We start from the raw sequence: 20,106 nt of genomic DNA, 5'->3' as shown, positions 1-20,106 counted from the left end.
CCTCTTCCGAGTGAATCCCTGGCTTCAGCCCGGGAGAGCCGAAACCGTGTGCGTATGTTGGGCGGCGGTCAGGGCTTGACCGTCACGAGCTCGTTGCGGCGAGCGAGTGAGGAGCCCCCACGGGGGCGGAGTCACGGGTTCCGTAACTCCTTTCCGGAACCTGGTCGGCTCAGCCGACCGATGGGCGGTAGCTGCCGTCACCCAGGATGCACCCGGGTGCCGACGGCTACCGCTCAGCCCTTGCTGACCATCGAGCGGACGAAGAAGCGCAGGTTCGCCGGCTTCTCCGCAAGCCTTCGCATGAAGTAGCCGTACCAGTCGGTGCCGTACGCGGTGTAGACCCGCATGCGGTGGCCCTCGGCGGCGAGCCGCAGGTGCTCCTCGCTGCGGATGCCGTACAGCATCTGGAACTCGTACTCGTCCAGCTTGCGCCCGGCCTGGCGCGCGAGCTCCTGCGCGATGGAGATGAGCCGCGGGTCGTGGGACCCGATCATCGGGTACCCCTCGCCCTCCATCAGGATCCTCAGGATGCGGACGTACGCCTTGTCCGTCTCGGCCTTCTGCTGGTAGGCGACCTCGGCGGGCTCCTTGTAGGCGCCCTTCACCAGGCGTACGCGGCTGCCGCTCGCGGCGAGGCGGCGGGCGTCGGCCTCGGTGCGGAACAGGTAGGCCTGGATGACGCAGCCGGTCTGCGGGAAGTCCTTCCGCAGCTCCTCGTGGATGGCGAACATCGAGTCGAGAGTGGTGTGGTCCTCCGCGTCCAGCGTGACGGTGGTGCCGATCGCGGCGGCGGCCTCGACGACCGGGCGGACATTGGCGAGGGCGAGCTCGTGACCGCCCTCCAGAGCTTGGCCGAACATCGACAGCTTGATGGACATCTCCGCCTTGGTGCCGAGGTCCAGGTCCTTGAGGTGCTCGATGAGCTCCAGGTACGCGTCCCGGGCGGCGAAGGCCTGCTCGCGGGTGGTGATGTCCTCGCCGACGACGTCGAGGGTGACCTCGAGTCCCTTGGCGACGGCGTCCTGGACGATCGGAATGACCTGGTCGACCGTCTCGCCGGCGATGAAGCGGGCGACCACCTGCTTGGTGCCGGGGGCCGCCGACACGAAGCGGCGCATCTTGTCGCTGCGCGACGCGGCGAGAATCACGGGACCCAGCACGGGGCACCTCCACGGAAAGAACGGACGGCCGCGGCCCCTCAAGAGACTTTTCGGGTACGGCACGGAGAACCACCGTGAAACCTAAGGATCCCTCCGATCGTCGGCCATCGACAGCTGTCACGCATCCGTGCCCTGGATCTCAGACATCTGTATGAGGCGCCGTGAAAAATGAGGCAGAATGCCCGTGTGACGGGCGATTTCAAGGCAGTCCGCGGGGCAGGCCGCGGTGAGTACCAGGAGCTGGTGGACGAGATCTCGGCGCTCCTCGGTGCCCCCGCGACGCTGGAGAACCGCGACTTCGAGCTGATCGCCTTTGGCGCATACGACAGTGACGGCGACTTCGACGAGGCCTCCCTCGATCCCGTCCGCACCCGCTCGATCCTCACGCGCCGCTCCACGTCGGCGGTCCGGGCCTGGTTCGAGAGCTTCGGCATCGCGCGCGCGACGGGTCCGGTGCGCATTCCACCGACTCCGGAAGCCGGGGTGTACAGAGGGAGAATCTGCCTCCCGGTACGCCATCGGGGCGTCGTCCTCGGTTACGTATGGCTGCTGGCCGACGAGCCCGGCCCCACCGACGCCCAGCTGGCCGCCGCCATGGAGGTCGCCTCCCGGATCGGCGCCCTGCTCGCCGACGAGGCCCAGGCCGGCGCGGACCTCACCCGCGAGCTGCGCGCCGTCCTCACCGCCGAGCGCGGCTGGCAGCGCGACATGGCCGTCGCCGAACTGCGCACCGCCCTCGGCCCGCGCGGCGACGGACTGCACACCGTCGTCTGCGTCGCCCCGTGGCCCTCGGCCGACCCGGACGACGCCCCTTCCGCCCGTTCGGTGCCGGGGGCGACGGCGCTGTGCACGGTGCCGTGGGGGGCAACGGGGCAGAGCCTGGCGCTGCTCGTACGACTGCGCTCGGCGGACGTATTGACTCCGGCACTGACGGCGGCTTCGCGCTTCGTGCGGGAGGCGGAGGGTGGCCGCGGGGTCGATCGGCCCACCGGCGGTGGCACGGCGGGAGGTGGTGAGCCCGGCGGTACGGCGGGTGCCGCATCGGCCGGGGCGAAGCCCGGCGGAACGGCGGGTGCCGCATCGGCCGGGGCGAAGCCCGGCGGAACGGCGGGTGCCGCATCGGCCGGGGCGAAGCCCGGCGGAACGGCGGGTGCCGCATCGGCCGGGGCGAAGCCCGGCAGAACGACCGGAGCCGTATCGGGCGGGGCGGCCGGAGGTGATCGCGCCCTGCGTGCCGCGGCCGGGGTCGCCACCGCGCGCGTCGGGCTCGCCGAGCTGGGCACGGCCTGGCAGGAGGCGTCCGCCGCGGCGCGCGCCGTGCTGGCCGAGCCGCGCCTCGGCCCGGTCGGGGAGTGGGGGTCCATCGGGCCCTTCCGGCTCCTGACCTCCCTGCCTCCGGAGGCCGCCCAGGACCCTGCCGTACGGATCCTGCTGTCTCCCGCCCACCACGAACTCGCCCGCACCGCCGAGGTGTTCCTCGACTGCGCGGGCCAAGCCGGGCGCACGGCGGCGGAGCTGGGCATCCACCGCCAGACGCTCTACTACCGTCTCTCCCGGGTCGAGCAGCTCACCGGCCTCGACCTGGACGACGGCGAGGACCGGCTGCTGCTGCACATGGTGTTGAAGGGGGCGCGGCTCTAGGGCCCGATCCGCCGAACGGGCTCTGAGGCCGTCCAGCGACAGGGAGTGTCTCCGGGGAGGGGGCCGTCTCTAGGAACAGGGCCCTGCGAGCAGGTCGCCGACCGCCGCGATGCCCTCCGTGATCGCCCGCTCCCCCACATCCCCGAAACCCAGTACCAGTTGAACCGGCGTGGTCGCGTGCGTGGAGCGGCACGGGCTCATGCCGTACAGCCCGACGGACCGTTCCCGCGCCGCGATCACGAGGGCCCTCTCGTCGGCGGGAGCGGCGAGGTGCGCGACGGCGTGGAACCCCGCGGCGAGGCCGGTGAGCCGGACCTCGGGGGCGTGCGCGGCAAGGGCGGAGACAAGGGCGGTACGCCGGGTCGCGTAGAGGGTGCGCATACGGCGCAGATGGCGGTCGTGGCGGCCGGACTCGATCAGCTTGGCGAGAGCGAGTTGGTCGAGGGTCGGGGAGCCGCGGTCGGTGAGCCGCTTGGCCTCCGTGACGGGGCCGGTGAGCGCGGGCGGGCAGAGCAGCCAGCCGATGCGCAGCGCCGGGGCGAGGGACTTGCTGACGGTGCCGATGGAGATCACCCGGTCCGCGGCGAGCCCCTGCAGCGCGCCCACGGGCTCCCGGTCGTAACGGAACTCGGCGTCGTAGTCGTCCTCGATGACGTACGCGTCCCGCCGCATGGCCCACTCGATGAGGGCGAGCCGCCGCGCGGGCGCGAGGACGACCCCGGTGGGCCACTGGTGCGCGGGGGTGACGACGACGGCCCGTGCCCCGGTCGCGTCGAGCGCTCGTACGTCGATGCCGTCGTCGTCGACCGTTACGGGCACCGCCGTCAGGCCCGCGGCCTCCGCGGCGGCCGTCGCGGAGGCCGGCGCGCCCGGGTCCTCGTACGCCACGACCCGCACGCCGGCCCCGGCCAGGCTGCGCAGGGCCAGTCCGAGGCCCTGCGCGTAACCGGAGCAGACCACGATCCGCTCGGGGTCGGCAGCGGCGGCGCGCACCCGGCGCAGATATCCGGCCATGACCTCGCGCAGGGCCGAACTTCCGCGTGGATCCCCGTAGTCGAGGCCGGCCGTCGGCATGGCGCGGCCCGCCTCGCGCATCGCCCAGAGCCAGTCGGCGAGCGGGAAGCTGCCCAAGTCCGGTACGCCGTGCCGGAAGTCGGCGATCAGGCGCGGGGCCGCCGGGTGGGCGGAGGCGGGCGCGGGAGGAACATGGGCGCCCGCCGCGACCCGCGTGGCGGAGCCGACACGCGTCACGAGGTAGCCCTCTGCCTGGAGTTGGACGTAGCAGTCCTGGACCAGGCCCCTCGACAGGCCTAGCGCGCGGGCGAGTTCGCGGGAGGACGGAAGGCGTTCACCGGCGACCAGCCGACCGGTGCGGATCGCGTCGCGCACCTGCCGTTCCAGCTGCGCGCGCAGCTGCTCACCGCTGCCCCGGTCGACGGACAGGAGCAGCTCGGGCGACAAACCGGCCCACTGCGGCGGCATGGAATTGGAGCTTACCGGCGGTCCGGCCACAACCTAACGTCGTTCCCATGACGACTGCCGCGATGACGCCGCCGACGGCCCAACCCCCGCTCCTCACCCGCCCCTTGATGCTCCGCTTCGTGAGCATGGTCGGCGCCTCGGTGAGCTTCTTCCTGCTCCTGTCGGTCGTCCCCCGCTACGCGACGGCGTCGGGCGCGGGCCTTGCCACGGGTGCCCTGATGCTCGCCACGGTCCTCGGCGAACTGGCCGCTCCACGCCTCGTGGCGCGCTACGGATACCGTGTCGCGCTGATCGCGGGCCTCGCCCTGCTCGGCGCACCCGCGCTCGCCCTGACCGCCTCCCGCGACATGGCATGGATCGTGGCCATCTGCCTGGTCCGCGGCCTGGGCTTCGCGCTCACGCTCGTGGCGGGCGGCGCGCTCACCGCGTCGCTCATTCCCGCCGGGCGCCGGGGCGAGGGCCTGGCACTGGTGGGCGTCGTCTCCGGCGTACCGTCCCTGATCGCCCTGCCGCTGGGTGTGTGGCTCGCCGCGCACGTGGGCTGTACCGCCGTCGCGGTGACCGCGGGCGTGGCCGCGCTGGCCGCGATCGCCTCCGTACCCGGCCTGCCGGACCGGGAGTCGACGACCGAAAAGCCGGTGGGCATGGTGGCCGGACTGCGGACCGCCGCCCTGACCCGCCCCGCCGTCGTCTTCGCGACCACCGCCCTCGCGACCGGGGTCATCGTCACGTTCCTGCCGCTCGCCGTCCCCGCCGCCTACACCGGCGTCGTCGCGGCGGCCCTCTTCATCCAGCCCGCCGCGTCGACCGCCGCCCGCTGGCTGGCCGGCCGGTACGGCGACCGCCACGACCCGGCGCGACTCGTGCTGCCCAGCCTGGCCCTGTCCTCCTCCGGCATGCTGATCACGGCGCTGACCGCCAGTCCGGTCGCCGTCCTCGCCGGAGTGACCGTCTTCGGCATCGGCTTCGGCATCGCCCAGAACGCCACGCTGACCCTGATGTACGCGAGGGTCCCCGCTTCCGGCTACGGCACCGTCAGCGCGCTGTGGAACCTCGCGTACGACGGCGGCATGGGCGTCGGCGCGGTCGGCTTCGGCGCGCTGGCCGGACGGACGGGCTATGCGCCGGCGTTCGCCGTCACCGCCGTACTGATGCTGGTGGCGGTGATCCCGGCGATGCGGGACCGGCGGACGAGCGCCACGAAGAAGGACTGACGAGCACGCCGAAACGAATGACCGCACCACGGCTGCCGGCCCTTGCCGACCGGTCCCGGCACTCGACCCGTCCGGCCCGACGCCTCAGCCCTGGCCCTCATCCTGGCCCTCGCCCCGGCCCTTCGCCTCCGCGGCAGCGGCCGCGTCGATCACCCGCCGCAACCCCTCCGTGAGGTCGTCCGCCGTGGACGCGCTCGCCGGGTCGAAGAGCCACTGCACCATCAGGCCGTTGAGCAGCGCCTGGTAGAAGCCGCCGAGCGACTGCACGGTCCGCTCGTCGAGCGTCTCCTCGTCCAGGCCCGTCATCATCGCGACGAGCCCGGACCGGCCCTCGATCTGCGCCTTCGCCATCAAGTCCCGCAGCTGCGGCACCCGGTCGCCCTGCGTGGCGATCTCCATGCTGGCCCCCCACAAGGGCCTGAAGTCCTCGAAGGACTCGAGCATCCGCGCCCACACGCTGTGGAACCGCTCGACGGAGCCTCCGGGCTCGGCTTCGCGCGCCGAAGCCGGGTCGAACTTCTCGCCCCACTCCTGAATCAGTTCCACGAAGGCCTGCGTCAGCAGCGCGTCCTTCGAGCCGTAGTGGTAGCCGATGGACGCCAGGTTCGTCCCCGACTCCTTGACGATGTCGCGCGCCGTCGTGCGCACGAACCCCTTCTCCAGCAGGCAGCGCTTGGCGCCTTCGAGCAGATCCTCACGGTGTCCCATGCGGACCAGCGTACCCCCGATCCATACAGTCGTCCTATACCAACGTTCAAAACATGCGTCTTAAACGCTCGTACTAGACAAGCGTTTAAGACGTGCGTACAGTCGCTGCCATGACGAACTCGACGAGCACAACTCCCGCACCCGGCACCCCGGGTGGCCCCGCCGCCCTCGCCGGCCGCCGCGAATGGACCGCCCTCGGCGTTCTGATGCTTCCGCTGCTCCTGGTCTCGATGGACGTATCGGTCCTCTACTTCGCGATCCCCTCGATCAGCGCGGACCTGGAGCCCAGCGGCACCCAGCAGCTGTGGATCTTCGACATCTACGCGTTCGTGCTCGCCGGGCTGCTGATGACGATGGGCTCGCTCGGCGACCGCATCGGTCGCCGCAAGCTCCTCCTCTTCGGCGCCGCCGCCTTCGGCACGGCCTCGGTGATCGCCGCGTACGCCAACAGCCCCGAGACCCTGATCGCCGCCCGCGCGCTCCTCGGGATCGGCGGCGCGACCCTGATGCCGTCGACGATGGCGATCATCCGCACGATGTTCACGGACTCCGCCCAGCGCGCGAAGGCGATCGGGATCTGGTCCGGCGTCATGACCGGCGGCGTCGCGCTCGGTTCGGTGATGAGCGGTGTTCTCGTCGAGTACTTCTGGTGGGGCTCGGTCTTCCTGGTCAACCTGCCCGCGATGGTGCTGCTGCTGGTCCTCGGCCCGATCATGCTCCCGGAGTCCAAGAACCCGGAGCCCGGCCGCTTCGACCTGCTCAGCGTGCCGCTGTCGATGGCGGCGGTCCTGCCCGTCATCTACGGCATCAAGGAAATACCGTCCGAGGGCTGGAAGTTCGAGTACGTCGTCTCGGTCCTCGTCGGTCTGGTCTTCACGGCGCTGTTCGTCCACCGCCAGCGCACCGCGACGTCCCCGCTGATCTCCCCGGCCCTGTTCCGCGGCCGCGGCTTCGCGCCGGCCGTCGTCCTCAACCTGATCTCCTCCTTCGGGATGATGGGTTCGGCGTACTTCACCACCCAGTACCTGCAGTCCGTGCTCGGCAAGAGCTCCATGGAGGCCGCGCTGTGGGCGTTGCTCCCCACGGTCCTGGTCGGCGTCGCGGCCCCGGTCGCCGCGCAGCTCGTCCAGAAGGGTGTGCACCGCGCCCACGTCGTCTCCGGCGGCTTCGTCACCGCCGCCTGCGGCTACGGGCTGCTGACGCTCGCCGGTACCGACTCGATGTGGCTCGTCCTCGCCGGTGCCGGTGTCCTCGCCGCCGGGATCGTCACCGTGATGTCGCAGATGATGGACCTGGCCCTCGGCACCGTCCCCGTCGGCAACGCGGGCGCCGCCTCCTCCCTCCTGGAGACCGGCGCGGAGTTCGGCGGCGCGCTGGGCATGGCCGTCCTCGGCTCCATCGGCACGGCGGTCTACCGCCACGAGATCCCGGCCGGTGCTCCGGCCCCGGCCCACGAGACCCTGGGCGGCGCGCTGGCCGTGGCCCGGCAACTGCCGGGCGACGCGGGGCAGGCCCTGACGACGGCCGCGCGGGAGGCCTTCACCAGTGGGATGCAGGCCGCGGCGATCGCGGGTGCGGTCCTGCTGCTGGGAGCGGCGGTGCTCGCCACGGCGACGCTGCGGAAGGTCCACGTACGAGAGGACCGGGCCGAGGCCGCGGAGTCGGTTGCCTGAGGATGCCCATCTGAGACGGGCCGGGGTTTCCCGGCCCGTCCGGCGTTTCGGGCGAAACCCGTTCGGTGGGCCGCACCGAGCGACCGTACGGGTGTCAGTGCGGCGTGCCAGGATGGTCCCCGTGGCACAGACATTCGGTACGCCGTTCATCGGCCGGGAGGACGAACTCGCCCGGCTCACCGGCGTGCTGGAGCGGGCGAAGCACGGCGACCCCCGCGCCGTACTGGTGGCGGGCGACGCCGGCGTCGGCAAGACCCGCACGCTGACGGAAGCCGCGACGCACGCCGCGGCCACCGGCATGGCCGTCCTCACCGGCCACTGCGTGGACCTCGGCGACGTGGGCCTGCCGTACCTGCCGTTCACGGAGATCCTCGGTGCACTGGCCGCGGACGACAGGTTCGCCCCCGCCTTCGCGGCACACCCGGCGGTGGACCGCCTGCTGAGCACCGGATCCGGCACCGACAGCGCGCCCGACCCCGGCAGCCGCCTGCAGCTCTTCGAGGGCCTGGCCGGGCTCCTCGCCGACCTCGCCGACATCGCCCCGCTCCTCCTCGTCCTCGAAGACCTGCACTGGGCGGACCAGTCCTCCCGGGACCTCCTCCGCTTCCTGCTCAGCCGCGGGCTCCTCCAGCGCCCGAGGCCCGGCGCCCCCGCCCACCGCCTGGCGGTCTTCGCCTCGTACCGCGCGGACGACCTGCACCGCCGCCATCCCCTTCGCCCCCTGCTCGCCGAGCTGATCCGGCTGCCCGCCGTCGACCGCGTGGAGCTGCGGCCGATGGCCGACGCCGAAGTGGCCCGTCTCGTCCGGGCGCTGCGGACGGACCCCCTGTCGGACACCACGGTCCGCCGAATCGTCGACCGGGCCGAGGGCAACGCGTTCTACGCGGAGGAGCTGCTCGCCGCCCTGCCGGGGGACTTCGACCCGGCGTCGCCCGCCATGCCGAGCGGGCTGGCCGACGTACTCCTCATCCGCATCGAGCAGCTCTCCGAGACCGCTCAGCAGGTCCTGCGCACGGCCGCCGTCGCCGGGCGCCGTGTCGAGCACACCCTGCTGCGGGACGCCGTACAACTGCCGCAGGACGAGCTGGAGTCGGCGCTGCGCGAGGCCGTCGGCCGGCAGCTGCTGGTCCCCGGCGAGGACGCCACGTACTCGTTCCGGCACGCCCTCACCCGCGAGGCCGTGTACGCCGATCTGCTGCCCGGCGAGCGTGTCCGGCTGCACGGCGCGTTCGCCAAACTGCTTGCGGGGCACGGCCGTTCGGCGGAGAGCGCGGCGGAGCGGGCCCACCACTCACGCGAGAGTCATGACCTCGCCGACGCGCTCACGGCCTCACTCGAAGCCGCCGACCACGCCCAGCGAGTCGGCGCGCCGGCGGAAGAGCTGCACCATCTGGAAACCGCACTCGAACTGTGGACCACGGTGGACGCCGCCGCCCGCCCCCAGGACGGCGACTCGGTGACCCTCACGCTGCGCGCCTCCGCCGCCGCCGCACGCGCGGGCGAGGCCCACCGGGCGGTCCACCTCACCCGCGCCGCACTCGCCAGAGCCGGCTCGGACGCCGACTCCGAACTCGCCGCCCGCGTCCGCTACACACTCGCGGGCAACCTGATACGCATCGACAACCTGAAGGCCGCGTTCACGTACAGCAGCGAGGCGCTCGCCATGATCCCCGCCGAGCCTCCGTCGTCCACCTGGGTGTGGGCGGCGGCGACACACGTCATAGCGGCACGGTACGTGGGGCACGACGAGGACGCCGAGCGGGTCGCCCGCCAGGCGATGCGCACCGCCGAGAAGCTCGAACTCGCCGACGCCCAGGCCGATTTGATGATCTCCCTGGTCGGTCTGGAGGCGCACAACCGGCGTACGCCGGAGGGACGCGACCGGCTCCGGCAGGCCCGCGAGCTGGCCCGGAGCGCCGGCAACATCCCGGTCGAGATGCGCGCGCTCTACAACCTCGCCATCGGGTGTTACGAATCCGGCGACCTCGACGAGTGTCTGACCTCGCTCACCCACGGCCTGGACCGCGCCCGCCGCGCCGGTCTCCTCACCTCGCCGTACGCACTGGAGCTGCGCTACCTCCAGTCCCTGGTGCTCTACACGCTGGGCCGCTGGGACGAGTGCGCGCGAGCGGCCGCCGCGGATGCCGAACGGCTGCCCGCGGCCGGCGAGTTCGCGACCGGTCCCGCGCTCTACGTCGCCGTGGCGCGCGGCGATCACAAGACGGCCGCCGGAGGGGCCCGCGCTCTGCTCGACGGGCCCTTCGACTGGATGGCGACCCTCGTCGCGAGCATCGTCCTGACCGATACCGCGGCGCTGCGAGGCGACCCGGAGGCGGCCGTCGAGCGGGTACACAGCTCGGTCGAGACCCTTACCGACGTCTCGGGCGCCGAACGGCCCGACGTCGGTGTACGGCTGGCGGCGCTGGCCCTGGCCGCGGTCGCGGACGCGGCCGAGGAGTCGCGTCTGTCCGGTGATGCGGCGGGGGCCCGCCGTTGGACGGACACCGCGACCGAGCTGGTGGAGCTGGCCAGGACGACGGCGGCCAGGGGCGAGGACGGCACCGAGCAGGGCCCCGAGGGCCGGGCCTGGCTCGCCCGCGCCGAGGCGGAGTGGATCCGCGCCCGCACCGGGCCGGACGCCACCGCCTGGGAGGAGGCCGTCACCGCGTTCGGCTACGGCGATCCCTACGAGCTGGCCCGCTGCGAGCGGCGGCTCGCGGAAGCCCTGTTGAGCGCCGATCGCCGCGAGGAGGCCGCCGAGCACGCGCGCGCGGCCCGCGACACGGCCGTCCGCCTCGGTGCCGTACCGCTGCGGGAGGACCTGGACGCCCTCATCCGTCGCGGCCGCCTCGCCGAGTCACCGTCCGCCGAGGACCGCATCGCCACACTGACAGCCCGCGAGAGCGACGTCCTGCGCCTGCTCGCGCGCGGGCGCACCAACCGCCAGATCGGCGAGGAGCTGTTCATCAGCGGCAAGACGGCCAGCGTCCACGTCTCCAACATCCTCGCCAAGCTCAGCGCCGCCAGCCGCACGGAGGCGGTGGCCATCGCCTACCGCGAGGGTCTGATCGAGCCCGAAACGACGCCGTCCGGCTGACCCCGTCATACGACCGAGGGCCGGACCACCCGTAGGTGGTCCGGCCCTCGATGGCAAATGTCAGACCGCGAACGTCAGACGAGGTTCACCGAACGCGCCGACGTCGCGCCGATCTCCTCGGCGACCTCGGAGAGGACGGCCTGCGAGACCGTGTCGTCGACGGTCAGGACCGCGAGGGCCTCGCCACCGACAGCCGAGCGGGCGACCTGCATACCGGCGATGTTGATGCCCGCCTCGCCGAGGATGCGGCCGACGGTGCCGACGACGCCGGGACGGTCCTCGTAACGGAGCACGACCATGTGCTCGGCGAGCGCGAGGTCCACGTCGTAGTCACCGACGGCGACGATCTTCTGCAGGTGCTTCGGGCCCGCGAGCGTGCCGGAGACCGAGACCTCCTCGCCGTTGCCGAGCGTGCCGCGCACGGTGACCACATTGCGGTGGTCGGGGGACTCCGAGCTGGTCGTCAGGCGCACCTCGACGCCGCGCTCCTGCGCGAACAGCGGGGCGTTGACATACGACACGGTTTCGTCGACGACGTCCTCGAACACACCCTTGAGCGCGGAGAGTTCGAGCACCTTGACGTCGTGCTGGGTGATCTCGCCGTACACCTCGACGTCGAGGCGGACCGCGACCTCGCCCGCGAGGGCGGTGAAGATGCGGCCGAGGCGCTCGGCGAGCGGCAGGCCCGGCTTGACGTCCTCGGCGATGACACCGCCCTGGACGTTCACCGCGTCGGGGACCAGCTCACCGGCGAGGGCGAGGCGCACCGAGCGGGCGACGGAGATACCGGCCTTCTCCTGGGCCTCGTCCGTGGAGGCGCCGAGGTGCGGGGTGCAGACGACCTCGTCGAGCTCGAAGAGCGGGGAGTCCGTGCAGGGCTCCTTCGCGTACACGTCGAGGCCGGCGCCGGCGACGCGGCCCTCCTTGAGCGCCGAGTACAGCGCCTCCTCGTCGACGATCCCGCCGCGCGCGGCGTTGACGATGCGCACCGACGGCTTGACCTTGTGCAACGCCTCGTCGCCGATGAGACCGAGGGTCTCAGGGGTCTTGGGCAGGTGCACGGTGATGAAGTCGGAGACCTCGAGCAGCTCGTCGAGGGACAGCACCTTGACGCCCATCTGCGCGGCCCGGGCAGGCTGGACGTAGGGGTCGTAGGCGACGACCTTCATCCCGAAGGCCGACATGCGCTGAGCGACCAGCGCGCCGATGCGGCCGAGGCCGACGACACCGAGGGTCTTCTCGGCGAGCTCGACACCGGTGTACTTGCTGCGCTTCCACTCGCCGTTCTTCAGCGCCGAGTTGGCCTGCGGGATGTTGCGAGCGGTGGCGACGAGGAGACCGCAGGCCAGCTCGGCCGCGGTCACGATGTTCGAGGTGGGGGCGTTGACGACCATCACGCCGGCCTTGGTGGCGGCGGAGACGTCGACGTTGTCCAGGCCGACGCCGGCTCGTGCGACGACCTTCAGCTTCTTGGCGGCGGCGACGGCCTCGGCGTCGACCTTGGTGGCCGAGCGGATCAGGATCGCGTCGACGTCCGCGATCGCGGGCAGCAGCTCGGCGCGGTCCGCGCCGTTCGCGTGCCGGATCTCGAAGTCCGGGCCCAGGGCGTCGACGGTCGCGGGCGACAGCTCTTCAGCGATGAGTACGACAGGTTTCGAGCTCACGTGAGTCCTCACAAGTCCAATGCGGACGGCCGTCCCGACGGCCGCAGGCGGTGGAGGGTAGCCGCGTGGAAGACGCACGACGCTGTGGGCCCGACGCGTATGTTGTGCAGCAGTCTAGTGCCGGTACGGGGCACGTCTTGCGCCTCCGTGGAAGGATCACCCGGACGTGGCTGGCCTCAGTGGACAACAACGTTACCCGGGGTTCGACGATGGGGCCGGAACGGTATGTTCCGGCCCCATGGTCGTCAGGCTTACGCCTCGTCGTCGTTGACCCAGCTCATGAGCTTGCGCAGCTCCTTGCCGGTGGTCTCCAGCAGAGACTCCGCGTCCTGCTTCTTGTACTCGTTGTACTTCTTCAGACCGGAGTGGTACTCCTCCATCCAGTTACGGGCGAACGTGCCGTCCTGGATCTCGGCGAGGACCTTCTTCATCTCGGCCTTGGTGGCGTCGGTGATGATGCGCGGGCCGGTCACGTAGTCGCCCCACTCGGCGGTCTCGGAGACGGACCAGCGCATCTTCTCCAGGCCGCCCTCGTACATGAGGTCGACGATGAGCTTCAGCTCGTGGAGGCACTCGAAGTACGCGATCTCCGGCTGGTAGCCGGCCTCGGTCAGCGTCTCGAAGCCCGCCTTGACCAGCGCCGCGGTACCACCGCAGAGGACGGCCTGCTCACCGAACAGGTCGGTCTCGGTCTCCTCGGTGAAGGTCGTCTTGATGACGCCGGCGCGGGTGCCGCCGATGCCCTTGGCGTACGACAGCGCGAGCGCGAAGGCGCCTCCGGTCGCGTCCTGCTCGACGGCCGCGATGCAGGGAACGCCGCGACCCTCCTCGTACTGGCGGCGCACGAGGTGACCCGGGCCCTTGGGGGCGACCATGGCGACGTCGACGCCGGCCGGGGGCTTGATGAAGCCGAAGCGGATGTTCAGGCCGTGGCCGAAGAACAGCGCGTCGCCGTCCTTCAGGTTGCCCTGGATGGACTCCTCGTAGACCTGGGCCTGGATCGGGTCCGGCACCAGGATCATGATGACGTCGGCCTCGGCGGCGGCCTCCGACGGGGTCACCACGCGCAGGCCCTGCTCCTCGGCCTTCGCCTTGGACTTGGAGCCCTCGTGCAGACCGACGCGGACGTCGACACCCGAGTCACGCAGCGACAGCGCGTGGGCGTGGCCCTGGCTGCCGTAGCCGATGACCGCGACCTTGCGGCCCTGGATGATGGACAGGTCTGCGTCGTCGTCGTAGAACAGCTCGGCCACTGGGGTTCTCCTTGTTATTGCCGGTATCGCCGGTGTTGCATCCCACCGTACGGCGGGCGGGGGAAGGGAAGTTTTCCGGTCTCGGCATACGGGCGGTCGGCGATCACCGACCGCCCATATCAAGACCGTTTACGGACTCATGGAGACCGTTTAAATACTTACGCCGATCGGTCCAGCGCGCGCAGCGAGCGGTCCGTGATTGAACGCGCCCCGCGCCCGATCGCGATCGTGCCGGACTGGACGAGCTCCTTGATGCCGAACGGCTCCAGCATCTTGAGCATGGCCTCCAGCTTGTCGCTGCCGCCGGTGGCCTCGATGGTGACGGCCTCCGGGGAGACGTCCACGGTCTTGGCGCGGAACAGCTGGACGATCTCGACGATCTGGGAGCGCGTCTCGTTGTCGGCGCGCACCTTCACCAGAACGAGTTCGCGCTGCACCGCCGAGGACGGCTCCAGCTCGACGATCTTCAGGACGTTGACGAGCTTGTTGAGCTGCTTGGTGACCTGTTCGAGCGGGAGTGCCTCGATCACGTTCACCACGATCGTGATGCGGGAGATGTCGGGGTGCTCGGTGACACCGACGGCGAGCGAGTCGATGTTGAAGCCGCGCCGGGAGAACAGGGCCGCGATCCGGGCGAGGATGCCTGGCTTGTTCTCGACGAGGACGGAGAGGGTGTGCTTGCTCATGGTTCTGACTCGGCTCTCTCTCAGTCGTCTTCGTTGTCGCCGAAGTCCGGGCGGACGTCCCGGGCGGCCATGATCTCGTCGTTCGAGGTGCCGGCGGCGACCATCGGCCACACCATCGCGTCCTCGTGGACGATGAAGTCGATCACGACGGGGCGGTCGTTGATCGAGTTCGCCTCTTCGATGACCTTGTCGAGGTCGTCCGGGGACTCGCAGCGGATGGCGTAGCAGCCCATGGCCTCCGACAGCTTCACGAAGTCGGGGACGCGGGTGCCCGCGCTCGGCTCCTTGCCGGTCGCCTCGGGGCCCGAGTGCAGCACGGTGTTGGAGTAGCGCTGGTTGTAGAAGAGGGTCTGCCACTGGCGGACCATCCCGAGAGCGCCGTTGTTGATGATGGCGACCTTGATCGGGATGTTGTTCAGGGCGCAGGTGGTGAGCTCCTGATTGGTCATCTGGAAGCACCCGTCGCCGTCGATCGCCCAGACCGTCCGGTCCGGCTGACCGGCCTTGGCGCCCATCGCGGCCGGGACCGCGTAGCCCATCGTTCCGGCGCCGCCGGAGTTGAGCCAGGTGGCGGGCTTCTCGTACTGGATGTAGTGCGCGGCCCACATCTGGTGCTGGCCCACGCCCGCGGCGTAGATCGTGCCCTCCGGGGCGAGCTTGCCGATGCGCTCGATGACCTGCTGCGGTGACAGCGAGCCGTTGTCGGGCTGCTCGTAGCCCAGCGGGTACGTCTCGCGCCAGCGGTTGAGGTCCTTCCACCAGGCGGTGTAGTCGCCGTGGTGGCCCTCGCTGTGCTCCTTCTGCACCGCTTGGACCAGGTCGGCGATGACCTCGCGGGCGTCACCGACGATCGGCACGTCGGCGGCACGGTTCTTGCCGATCTCCGCCGGGTCGATGTCGGCATGGACGATCTTGGCGTACGGGGCGAAGCTGTCCAGCTTGCCGGTGACGCGGTCGTCGAAGCGGGCTCCGAGGGCGACGATCAGGTCGGCCTTCTGCAGCGCGGTGACGGCGGTGACCGCACCGTGCATGCCCGGCATTCCCACGTGCAGCGGGTGGCTGTCGGGGAATGCGCCGAGCGCCATCAGGGTGGTGGTGACGGGCGCTCCGGTGAGTTCCGCGAGGACCTTCAGTTCGGCGGTGGCGTTCGCCTTGAGGACGCCGCCGCCGACGTACAGGACGGGCCGCTTGGCCTGGGTGATCAGCTTCGCGGCCTCGCGGATCTGCTTGGCGTGCGGCTTGGTCACCGGGCGGTACCCGGGCAGATCCTGGGTGGGCGGCCACTGGAAGGTGGTCTGCGCCTGGAGGGCGTCCTTGGCGATGTCGACGAGAACGGGACCCGGGCGGCCGGTGGAGGCGATATGGAAGGCCTCCGCGATCGTCCGCGGGATGTCCTCGGCCTTGGTCACCAGGAAGTTGTGCTTGGTGATCGGCATGGTGATGCCGACGATGTCCGCCTCCTGGAACGCGTCCGTGCCGATCGCCTTGGAGGCGACCTGGCCGGTGATCGCCACGAGCGGCACCGAGTCCATGTGCGCGTCGGCGATCGGGGTCACCAGGTTGGTGGCGCCCGGGCCGCTGGTGGCCATGCAGACACCGACCTTGCCGGTGGCCTGCGCGTAGCCGGTGGCCGCGTGACCCGCGCCCTGCTCGTGGCGGACGAGCACGTGCCGCACACGCTGGGAGTCCATCAGCGGGTCGTAGGCCGGGAGGATCGCGCCGCCGGGAATGCCGAATACCGTCTCGGCGCCGACCTCCTCGAGAGAGCGGATGAGGGACTGCGCACCCGTGACGTGCTCGGGGGCGGACTGCTGTCCTCCGGAACGGGGCCGCGGCTGCGGATGGTGGGCCCCGGTGGCCTGCTCGGTCATCGGCATTCTCTTCTCGATGCTGAGGGTTTTTGCGAGTTTTGTGCGGTGTACGACGGGTGCCTGTGCAACAAAAAACCCCTCGTGCCGTGAGGCAAGCGAGGGGAGCGCGCCGGGTGCGGTCGCTGGGTGTTCCGGGTCTGTCCGGTGGCCACCAAGCTTCAGCCGACGCGCTTTCCAAGTACGAGAATTCGGGTGCGCATGGCATTGACCCTCCCCCCGGCACGCACTGACTGTCAAGTGGGTGGGACGGGAGTCTCATTATGTGAGCGGAGGGCAGTACCGCCCCCCAAAACAGCAGGCACACCACTCGTATACACCCCTGCGCCGCCGCCCGCGAACGCAGGCTCGACCGGCCCGTGCGGCACCGGATAGTGGCCGGAAGACACCGCCCGGCGCAGCCGGTATTCATCGAGGGGCCCCGAGAAGGCCATGCCCTGCCCATGGGTGCAGCCCATCGCGCGCAGGGCGATGACCTGCTCCGGAAGATCGACTCCGTCGGCCACGGACTGCAGTCCCAGGTCGGTGGCGATCCGCAGCAGCCCGCTGGTGATCTTGTGCAGCCGGGCGGACTCGACGACACCCTCGACGAGACCTCTGTCGAGCTTGAGCATGTCGATGGGGAGCCTTCTGAGTGCCGTGATGGCGGCGTATCCGCTGCCGAAGCCGTCCAGGGCGACCCGGACGCCGAGGCGCCTGAGCGCGTTCAGTCGGCGCTCCAGCTCGTCCAGGGAGACCCGGGGGTCGGTGTCGGACAACTCCACGATCAGGGCACCGGAGGGAAGGCCGTGCCGGGTCAGCAGGGCTTCCACCGAGCCGACGGGCAGCGAGCGGTCCAGCAGGCGCCGAGCGTTCATCCGGACGGCGACGGGCACGGCGACACCCGCGGCCGCGCGCTGGGCGGCCTGCTCGACGGCTTCTTCGAGCATCCAGCGGCCCAGCTCGGCGGTCCTGTCACTGTCCTCGGCGACGCGCAGGAACTCGGCGGGCGTGAAGAGCACACCCTGGGAGGAGCGCCAGCGCGCCTGCGCGGTGACCGATGTGATCCGGCCGTTTTCGAGCGACACCACAGGCTGGTGGAGCAGCGCGAACTCGCCGCCCTGAAGAGCCGAACGCAGCCGGGTGGCCAGCTCCGCCTTCCGCACGACGTCCTGCTGCATCTGGGGCGCGTACAACTCGACGCGTCCCTTGCCGGCTGCCTTGGCGCGGTACATGGCGAGGTCGGCGTTGCGCTGCAACTCGCCCGCGCCCAGGCCCGGTTCGGCGAAGGCGACGCCGATGGACGCGGCCACCCGGACATCGTTGCCGTCGATGGCGTACGGCTGCGAGAGCCTCACCCTGAGCCGGTCGGCGAGCTCCATGATGTGGCGTTCGCGCGCGGTGCGGTCGCGGGTACCGTCGCCGACGATCAGGGCCGCGAACTCGTCGCCGCCGAGGCGGGCGGCGGTGTCGCCGTGCCGCACCGAGTCCTGGAGTCTGCGGGCGGCCTGGACGAGGAGCTCGTCGCCGGCCTGGTGCCCGATCGTGTCGTTGACCGCCTTGAAGCCGTCGAGGTCGATGAACAGGACGGCGGTACCGCGGTCGGAGGAGCGGCGGCCGGAGAGCGCCTGCTGGACGCGCCGGGTGAACAGCGCACGGTTGGGCAGGTCGGTGAGCGGGTCGTGCTCGGCGTTGTGCTGCAACTGCGCCTGCAGACGCACCCGTTCGGTCACGTCACGGCTGTTGAAGATGAGGCCGCCCTGGTGCCGGTTGACGGTGGATTCCACATTCAGCCAGCCCCCGTCGCCGGACCGGAAGCGGCACTCGATGCGGGTGGTGGGTTCGTCGATGTGGCTGGCCGCCAGGAAACGTCGCACTTCGTGCACTACGCAGCCGAGGTCCTCCGGGTGGATGAGCGAGGCGAGCTCGGAGCCGACGAGTTCGTCGGCGTCGCGTCCGTAGACCCCGGCGGCGGCCGGGCTGACGTACCGGAGGATTCCGTTGGGCGCGGCGATCATGATCACGTCGCTGGAGCCCTGCACCAGGGAGCGGAAGTGGTTCTCCTTCTGGGCCAGCTCCTGGGTGAGGGTGATGTTGTCGAGCAGCATGATGCCCTGGCGCACGACGAGGGCCAGCACGACGAGCCCCGCGGTGATGAGCACCACGCGGTCGACATTGCGCCCGTTCAGCACGTTGTAGAGGATCCCCAGCGTGCAGACGGCGGCGGCCAGGTAGGGCGTGAGCGCGGCCAGCGATCCGGCGATCGGGCGTGTGGCCGGGTACCGGCTGTGGCCGCTTTCCTGGAGGAGGCTGTGGCCACCTTCCTGGAGGAGGCTGTGGCCGCCTTCCTGGAGGAGCACGTGCATGTGTCCTCCCTGCTGTCGTTCTTGCCGATTCGCCTGATGTCCGTGCTGCCGCTGTTGACCGTGATGGCCATGTGGGGCCTGATGTCCGTGCTGCTCCCGGTGCCCTTCCTGGCGCTGTCCCGGGATGTGCTCATGCACCACGCGTGCGCACCCGTCCGTACTGGGGCCGTCGGCGTCCGACTGTCCGCGCCGGGTGCCGACCCAGGGGGCGTACGCGAGGAGCAGCGAGCCGGCGAACCAGCCCGCGTCGAGGAGCTGCCCGGAGTGGTAGTTGTTGTGCAGGAGGGGCGAGGTGAACAGGGCGTCGCACATCACGGTCAGGGCGAGTGCCCCGATCGCCGTGTTCACCGCCGATCTGTTCACCGACGAGCGCCGGAAATGCAAGGCCAGCACCATGCTGACCAGCGCGATGTCCAGCAGCGGGTACGCCAGCGACAGCGCGGTGTGCGCGACGCTCGGCCCGTCGAACTTCGCGGCCTGGGCGAGCGCGAGGCTCCAGGACAGGGTGAGCAGCGAGCCGCCGATCAGCCAGGCGTCCAGCGCGAGGCACATCCACCCCGCCCTGGTGACGGGCCTCTTGGCGAGCACGAGCAGTCCTACGATGGCGGGCGGCGCGAAGCACAGGAAGAACAGGTCGGCGTAGCTCGGGCTGGGCACCGGGCTGCTGAGGACGACCTCGTACCACCCCCAGACCAGATTGCCGAGCGAGGCCATGGCGGAGGAGAGCGCGAACAGCAGCCACGCGGGTCGAAAGCGGCTGCGGCGGCTGCGCGCGTAGAGGAAGCAGGAGACCGCCGAGGTGCCCGCCGCGGCGCTCAGCCCGAAGTCGCCCATGATCAGCGAGAGACTCGCGGAGCCCCAGCCGAGCGCGGAACCGACGGCGTATCCCGCGCACACCAGGGCCAGTACGAGTTGCGGGAGCAGGCCCGTCCCGCCGGCGAATACAGGCCGGCGGGTCAGCAGCGCCACTGGGGAGCTCACCGGGCCCACCCGGTCCGCACCCCGGGGTCCCGCTGGTCCCCGTGCGCCGGGTGCGCATGCCTCCGGCGGCCGCTGTGCCTGCGGTGGTGATGGCCGCCATGGCCACCGTGGCCACGTCTGCGCGTGGCCGCGCGCCAGGGTCGTCGGCGGCCCCGCCGCGTCGGATCGTTCGTCCATAGGCCGTGCATCGCCCGTCGCCCCCCTCGCAGTCTCACATGTCCATCCCCGGCGCCGAACGGTGCGCGGCGCAGCCCCTGTCGGGACGATACACCAGTCTCGTCACTCAGGGACATAGTTCCTCTACGCTCCGTAACGACCAGCGAAGATGTCGATA

At 71.0% G+C, this 20,106-nt stretch carries 12 protein-coding genes; 4 read left to right on the top strand and 8 right to left on the bottom strand.

Translation table 11 applies throughout. The features are described 5' to 3' along the window. Nucleotides 1-233 precede the first annotated feature (233 nt). Nucleotides 234-1,160, bottom strand: a complete 927-nt coding sequence (locus IEY95_RS27800; protein WP_189188902.1) for a proline dehydrogenase family protein — start codon at nucleotides 1,158-1,160, stop codon at nucleotides 234-236. Nucleotides 1,161-1,328: 168 nt separating this feature from the next. On the opposite strand from IEY95_RS27800, the gene IEY95_RS27795 reads away from it, so the two are divergent. Further along, nucleotides 1,329-2,801, top strand: a complete 1,473-nt coding sequence (locus IEY95_RS27795; RefSeq protein ID WP_189188901.1) for a PucR family transcriptional regulator — start codon at nucleotides 1,329-1,331, stop codon at nucleotides 2,799-2,801. Between the two features lie 69 nt (nucleotides 2,802-2,870). Here the strand turns inward: IEY95_RS27795 and pdxR are convergent, their stop codons facing one another. Beyond that, nucleotides 2,871-4,283 carry a MocR-like pyridoxine biosynthesis transcription factor PdxR gene (pdxR, locus tag IEY95_RS27790; protein ID WP_189188900.1) on the bottom strand — a complete coding sequence of 471 codons (1,413 nt, stop codon included), beginning with the start codon at nucleotides 4,281-4,283 and terminating at the stop codon, nucleotides 2,871-2,873. Nucleotides 4,284-4,330: 47 nt separating this feature from the next. Here pdxR and IEY95_RS27785 point away from each other — a divergent pair, with 47 nt between their 5' ends. Continuing rightward, on the top strand, nucleotides 4,331-5,497 hold the full coding sequence (locus IEY95_RS27785) for an MFS transporter (RefSeq protein WP_229703429.1): 1,167 nt from the start codon (nucleotides 4,331-4,333) through the stop codon (nucleotides 5,495-5,497). 84 nt (nucleotides 5,498-5,581) lie between these two features. On the opposite strand, the gene IEY95_RS27780 is transcribed toward IEY95_RS27785, so the two are convergent. Next, nucleotides 5,582-6,205 (bottom strand): TetR/AcrR family transcriptional regulator, encoded by a 624-nt coding sequence (locus IEY95_RS27780; RefSeq protein ID WP_189188899.1) that lies wholly within the window; start codon nucleotides 6,203-6,205, stop codon nucleotides 5,582-5,584. Nucleotides 6,206-6,315: 110 nt separating this feature from the next. On the opposite strand from IEY95_RS27780, the gene IEY95_RS27775 reads away from it, so the two are divergent. Further along, a complete protein-coding gene (locus IEY95_RS27775; protein ID WP_189188898.1) occupies nucleotides 6,316-7,878 on the top strand; it encodes an MFS transporter in 1,563 nt (520 codons plus the stop codon). Between the two features lie 121 nt (nucleotides 7,879-7,999). Continuing rightward, nucleotides 8,000-10,975 (top strand): ATP-binding protein, encoded by a 2,976-nt coding sequence (locus IEY95_RS27770; RefSeq protein WP_373294558.1) that lies wholly within the window; start codon nucleotides 8,000-8,002, stop codon nucleotides 10,973-10,975. A gap of 74 nt (nucleotides 10,976-11,049) precedes the next feature. Here IEY95_RS27770 and serA read toward each other — a convergent pair whose 3' ends face one another. The 5 genes from serA to IEY95_RS27745 all read right to left on the bottom strand — a co-directional run bounded on the left by serA (nucleotide 11,050) and on the right by IEY95_RS27745 (nucleotide 19,949). Further along, nucleotides 11,050-12,639 (bottom strand): phosphoglycerate dehydrogenase, encoded by a 1,590-nt coding sequence (serA, locus tag IEY95_RS27765; RefSeq protein WP_189188896.1) that lies wholly within the window; start codon nucleotides 12,637-12,639, stop codon nucleotides 11,050-11,052. Nucleotides 12,640-12,890: 251 nt separating this feature from the next. Next, complete coding sequence (gene ilvC / locus IEY95_RS27760; RefSeq protein ID WP_189188895.1) at nucleotides 12,891-13,892, bottom strand: ketol-acid reductoisomerase; 1,002 nt, start codon at nucleotides 13,890-13,892, stop codon at nucleotides 12,891-12,893. 158 nt (nucleotides 13,893-14,050) lie between these two features. After that, nucleotides 14,051-14,578 (bottom strand): acetolactate synthase small subunit, encoded by a 528-nt coding sequence (gene ilvN / locus IEY95_RS27755; protein ID WP_189188894.1) that lies wholly within the window; start codon nucleotides 14,576-14,578, stop codon nucleotides 14,051-14,053. A gap of 20 nt (nucleotides 14,579-14,598) precedes the next feature. Further along, a complete protein-coding gene (locus IEY95_RS27750; RefSeq protein WP_189188893.1) occupies nucleotides 14,599-16,455 on the bottom strand; it encodes an acetolactate synthase large subunit in 1,857 nt (618 codons plus the stop codon). Nucleotides 16,456-16,682: 227 nt separating this feature from the next. Beyond that, nucleotides 16,683-19,949 carry a putative bifunctional diguanylate cyclase/phosphodiesterase gene (locus tag IEY95_RS27745; RefSeq protein WP_189188892.1) on the bottom strand — a complete coding sequence of 1,089 codons (3,267 nt, stop codon included), beginning with the start codon at nucleotides 19,947-19,949 and terminating at the stop codon, nucleotides 16,683-16,685. Nucleotides 19,950-20,106 lie beyond the last annotated feature (157 nt).

It is taken from the genome of Streptomyces albiflavescens, assembly GCF_014645835.1.
Taxonomy (GTDB): Bacteria; Actinomycetota; Actinomycetes; order Streptomycetales; family Streptomycetaceae; genus Streptomyces; species Streptomyces albiflavescens.
The sequence above is the reverse complement of the archived record's forward strand: the minus strand, read 5'-3'. Positions and strand labels throughout refer to the sequence as shown.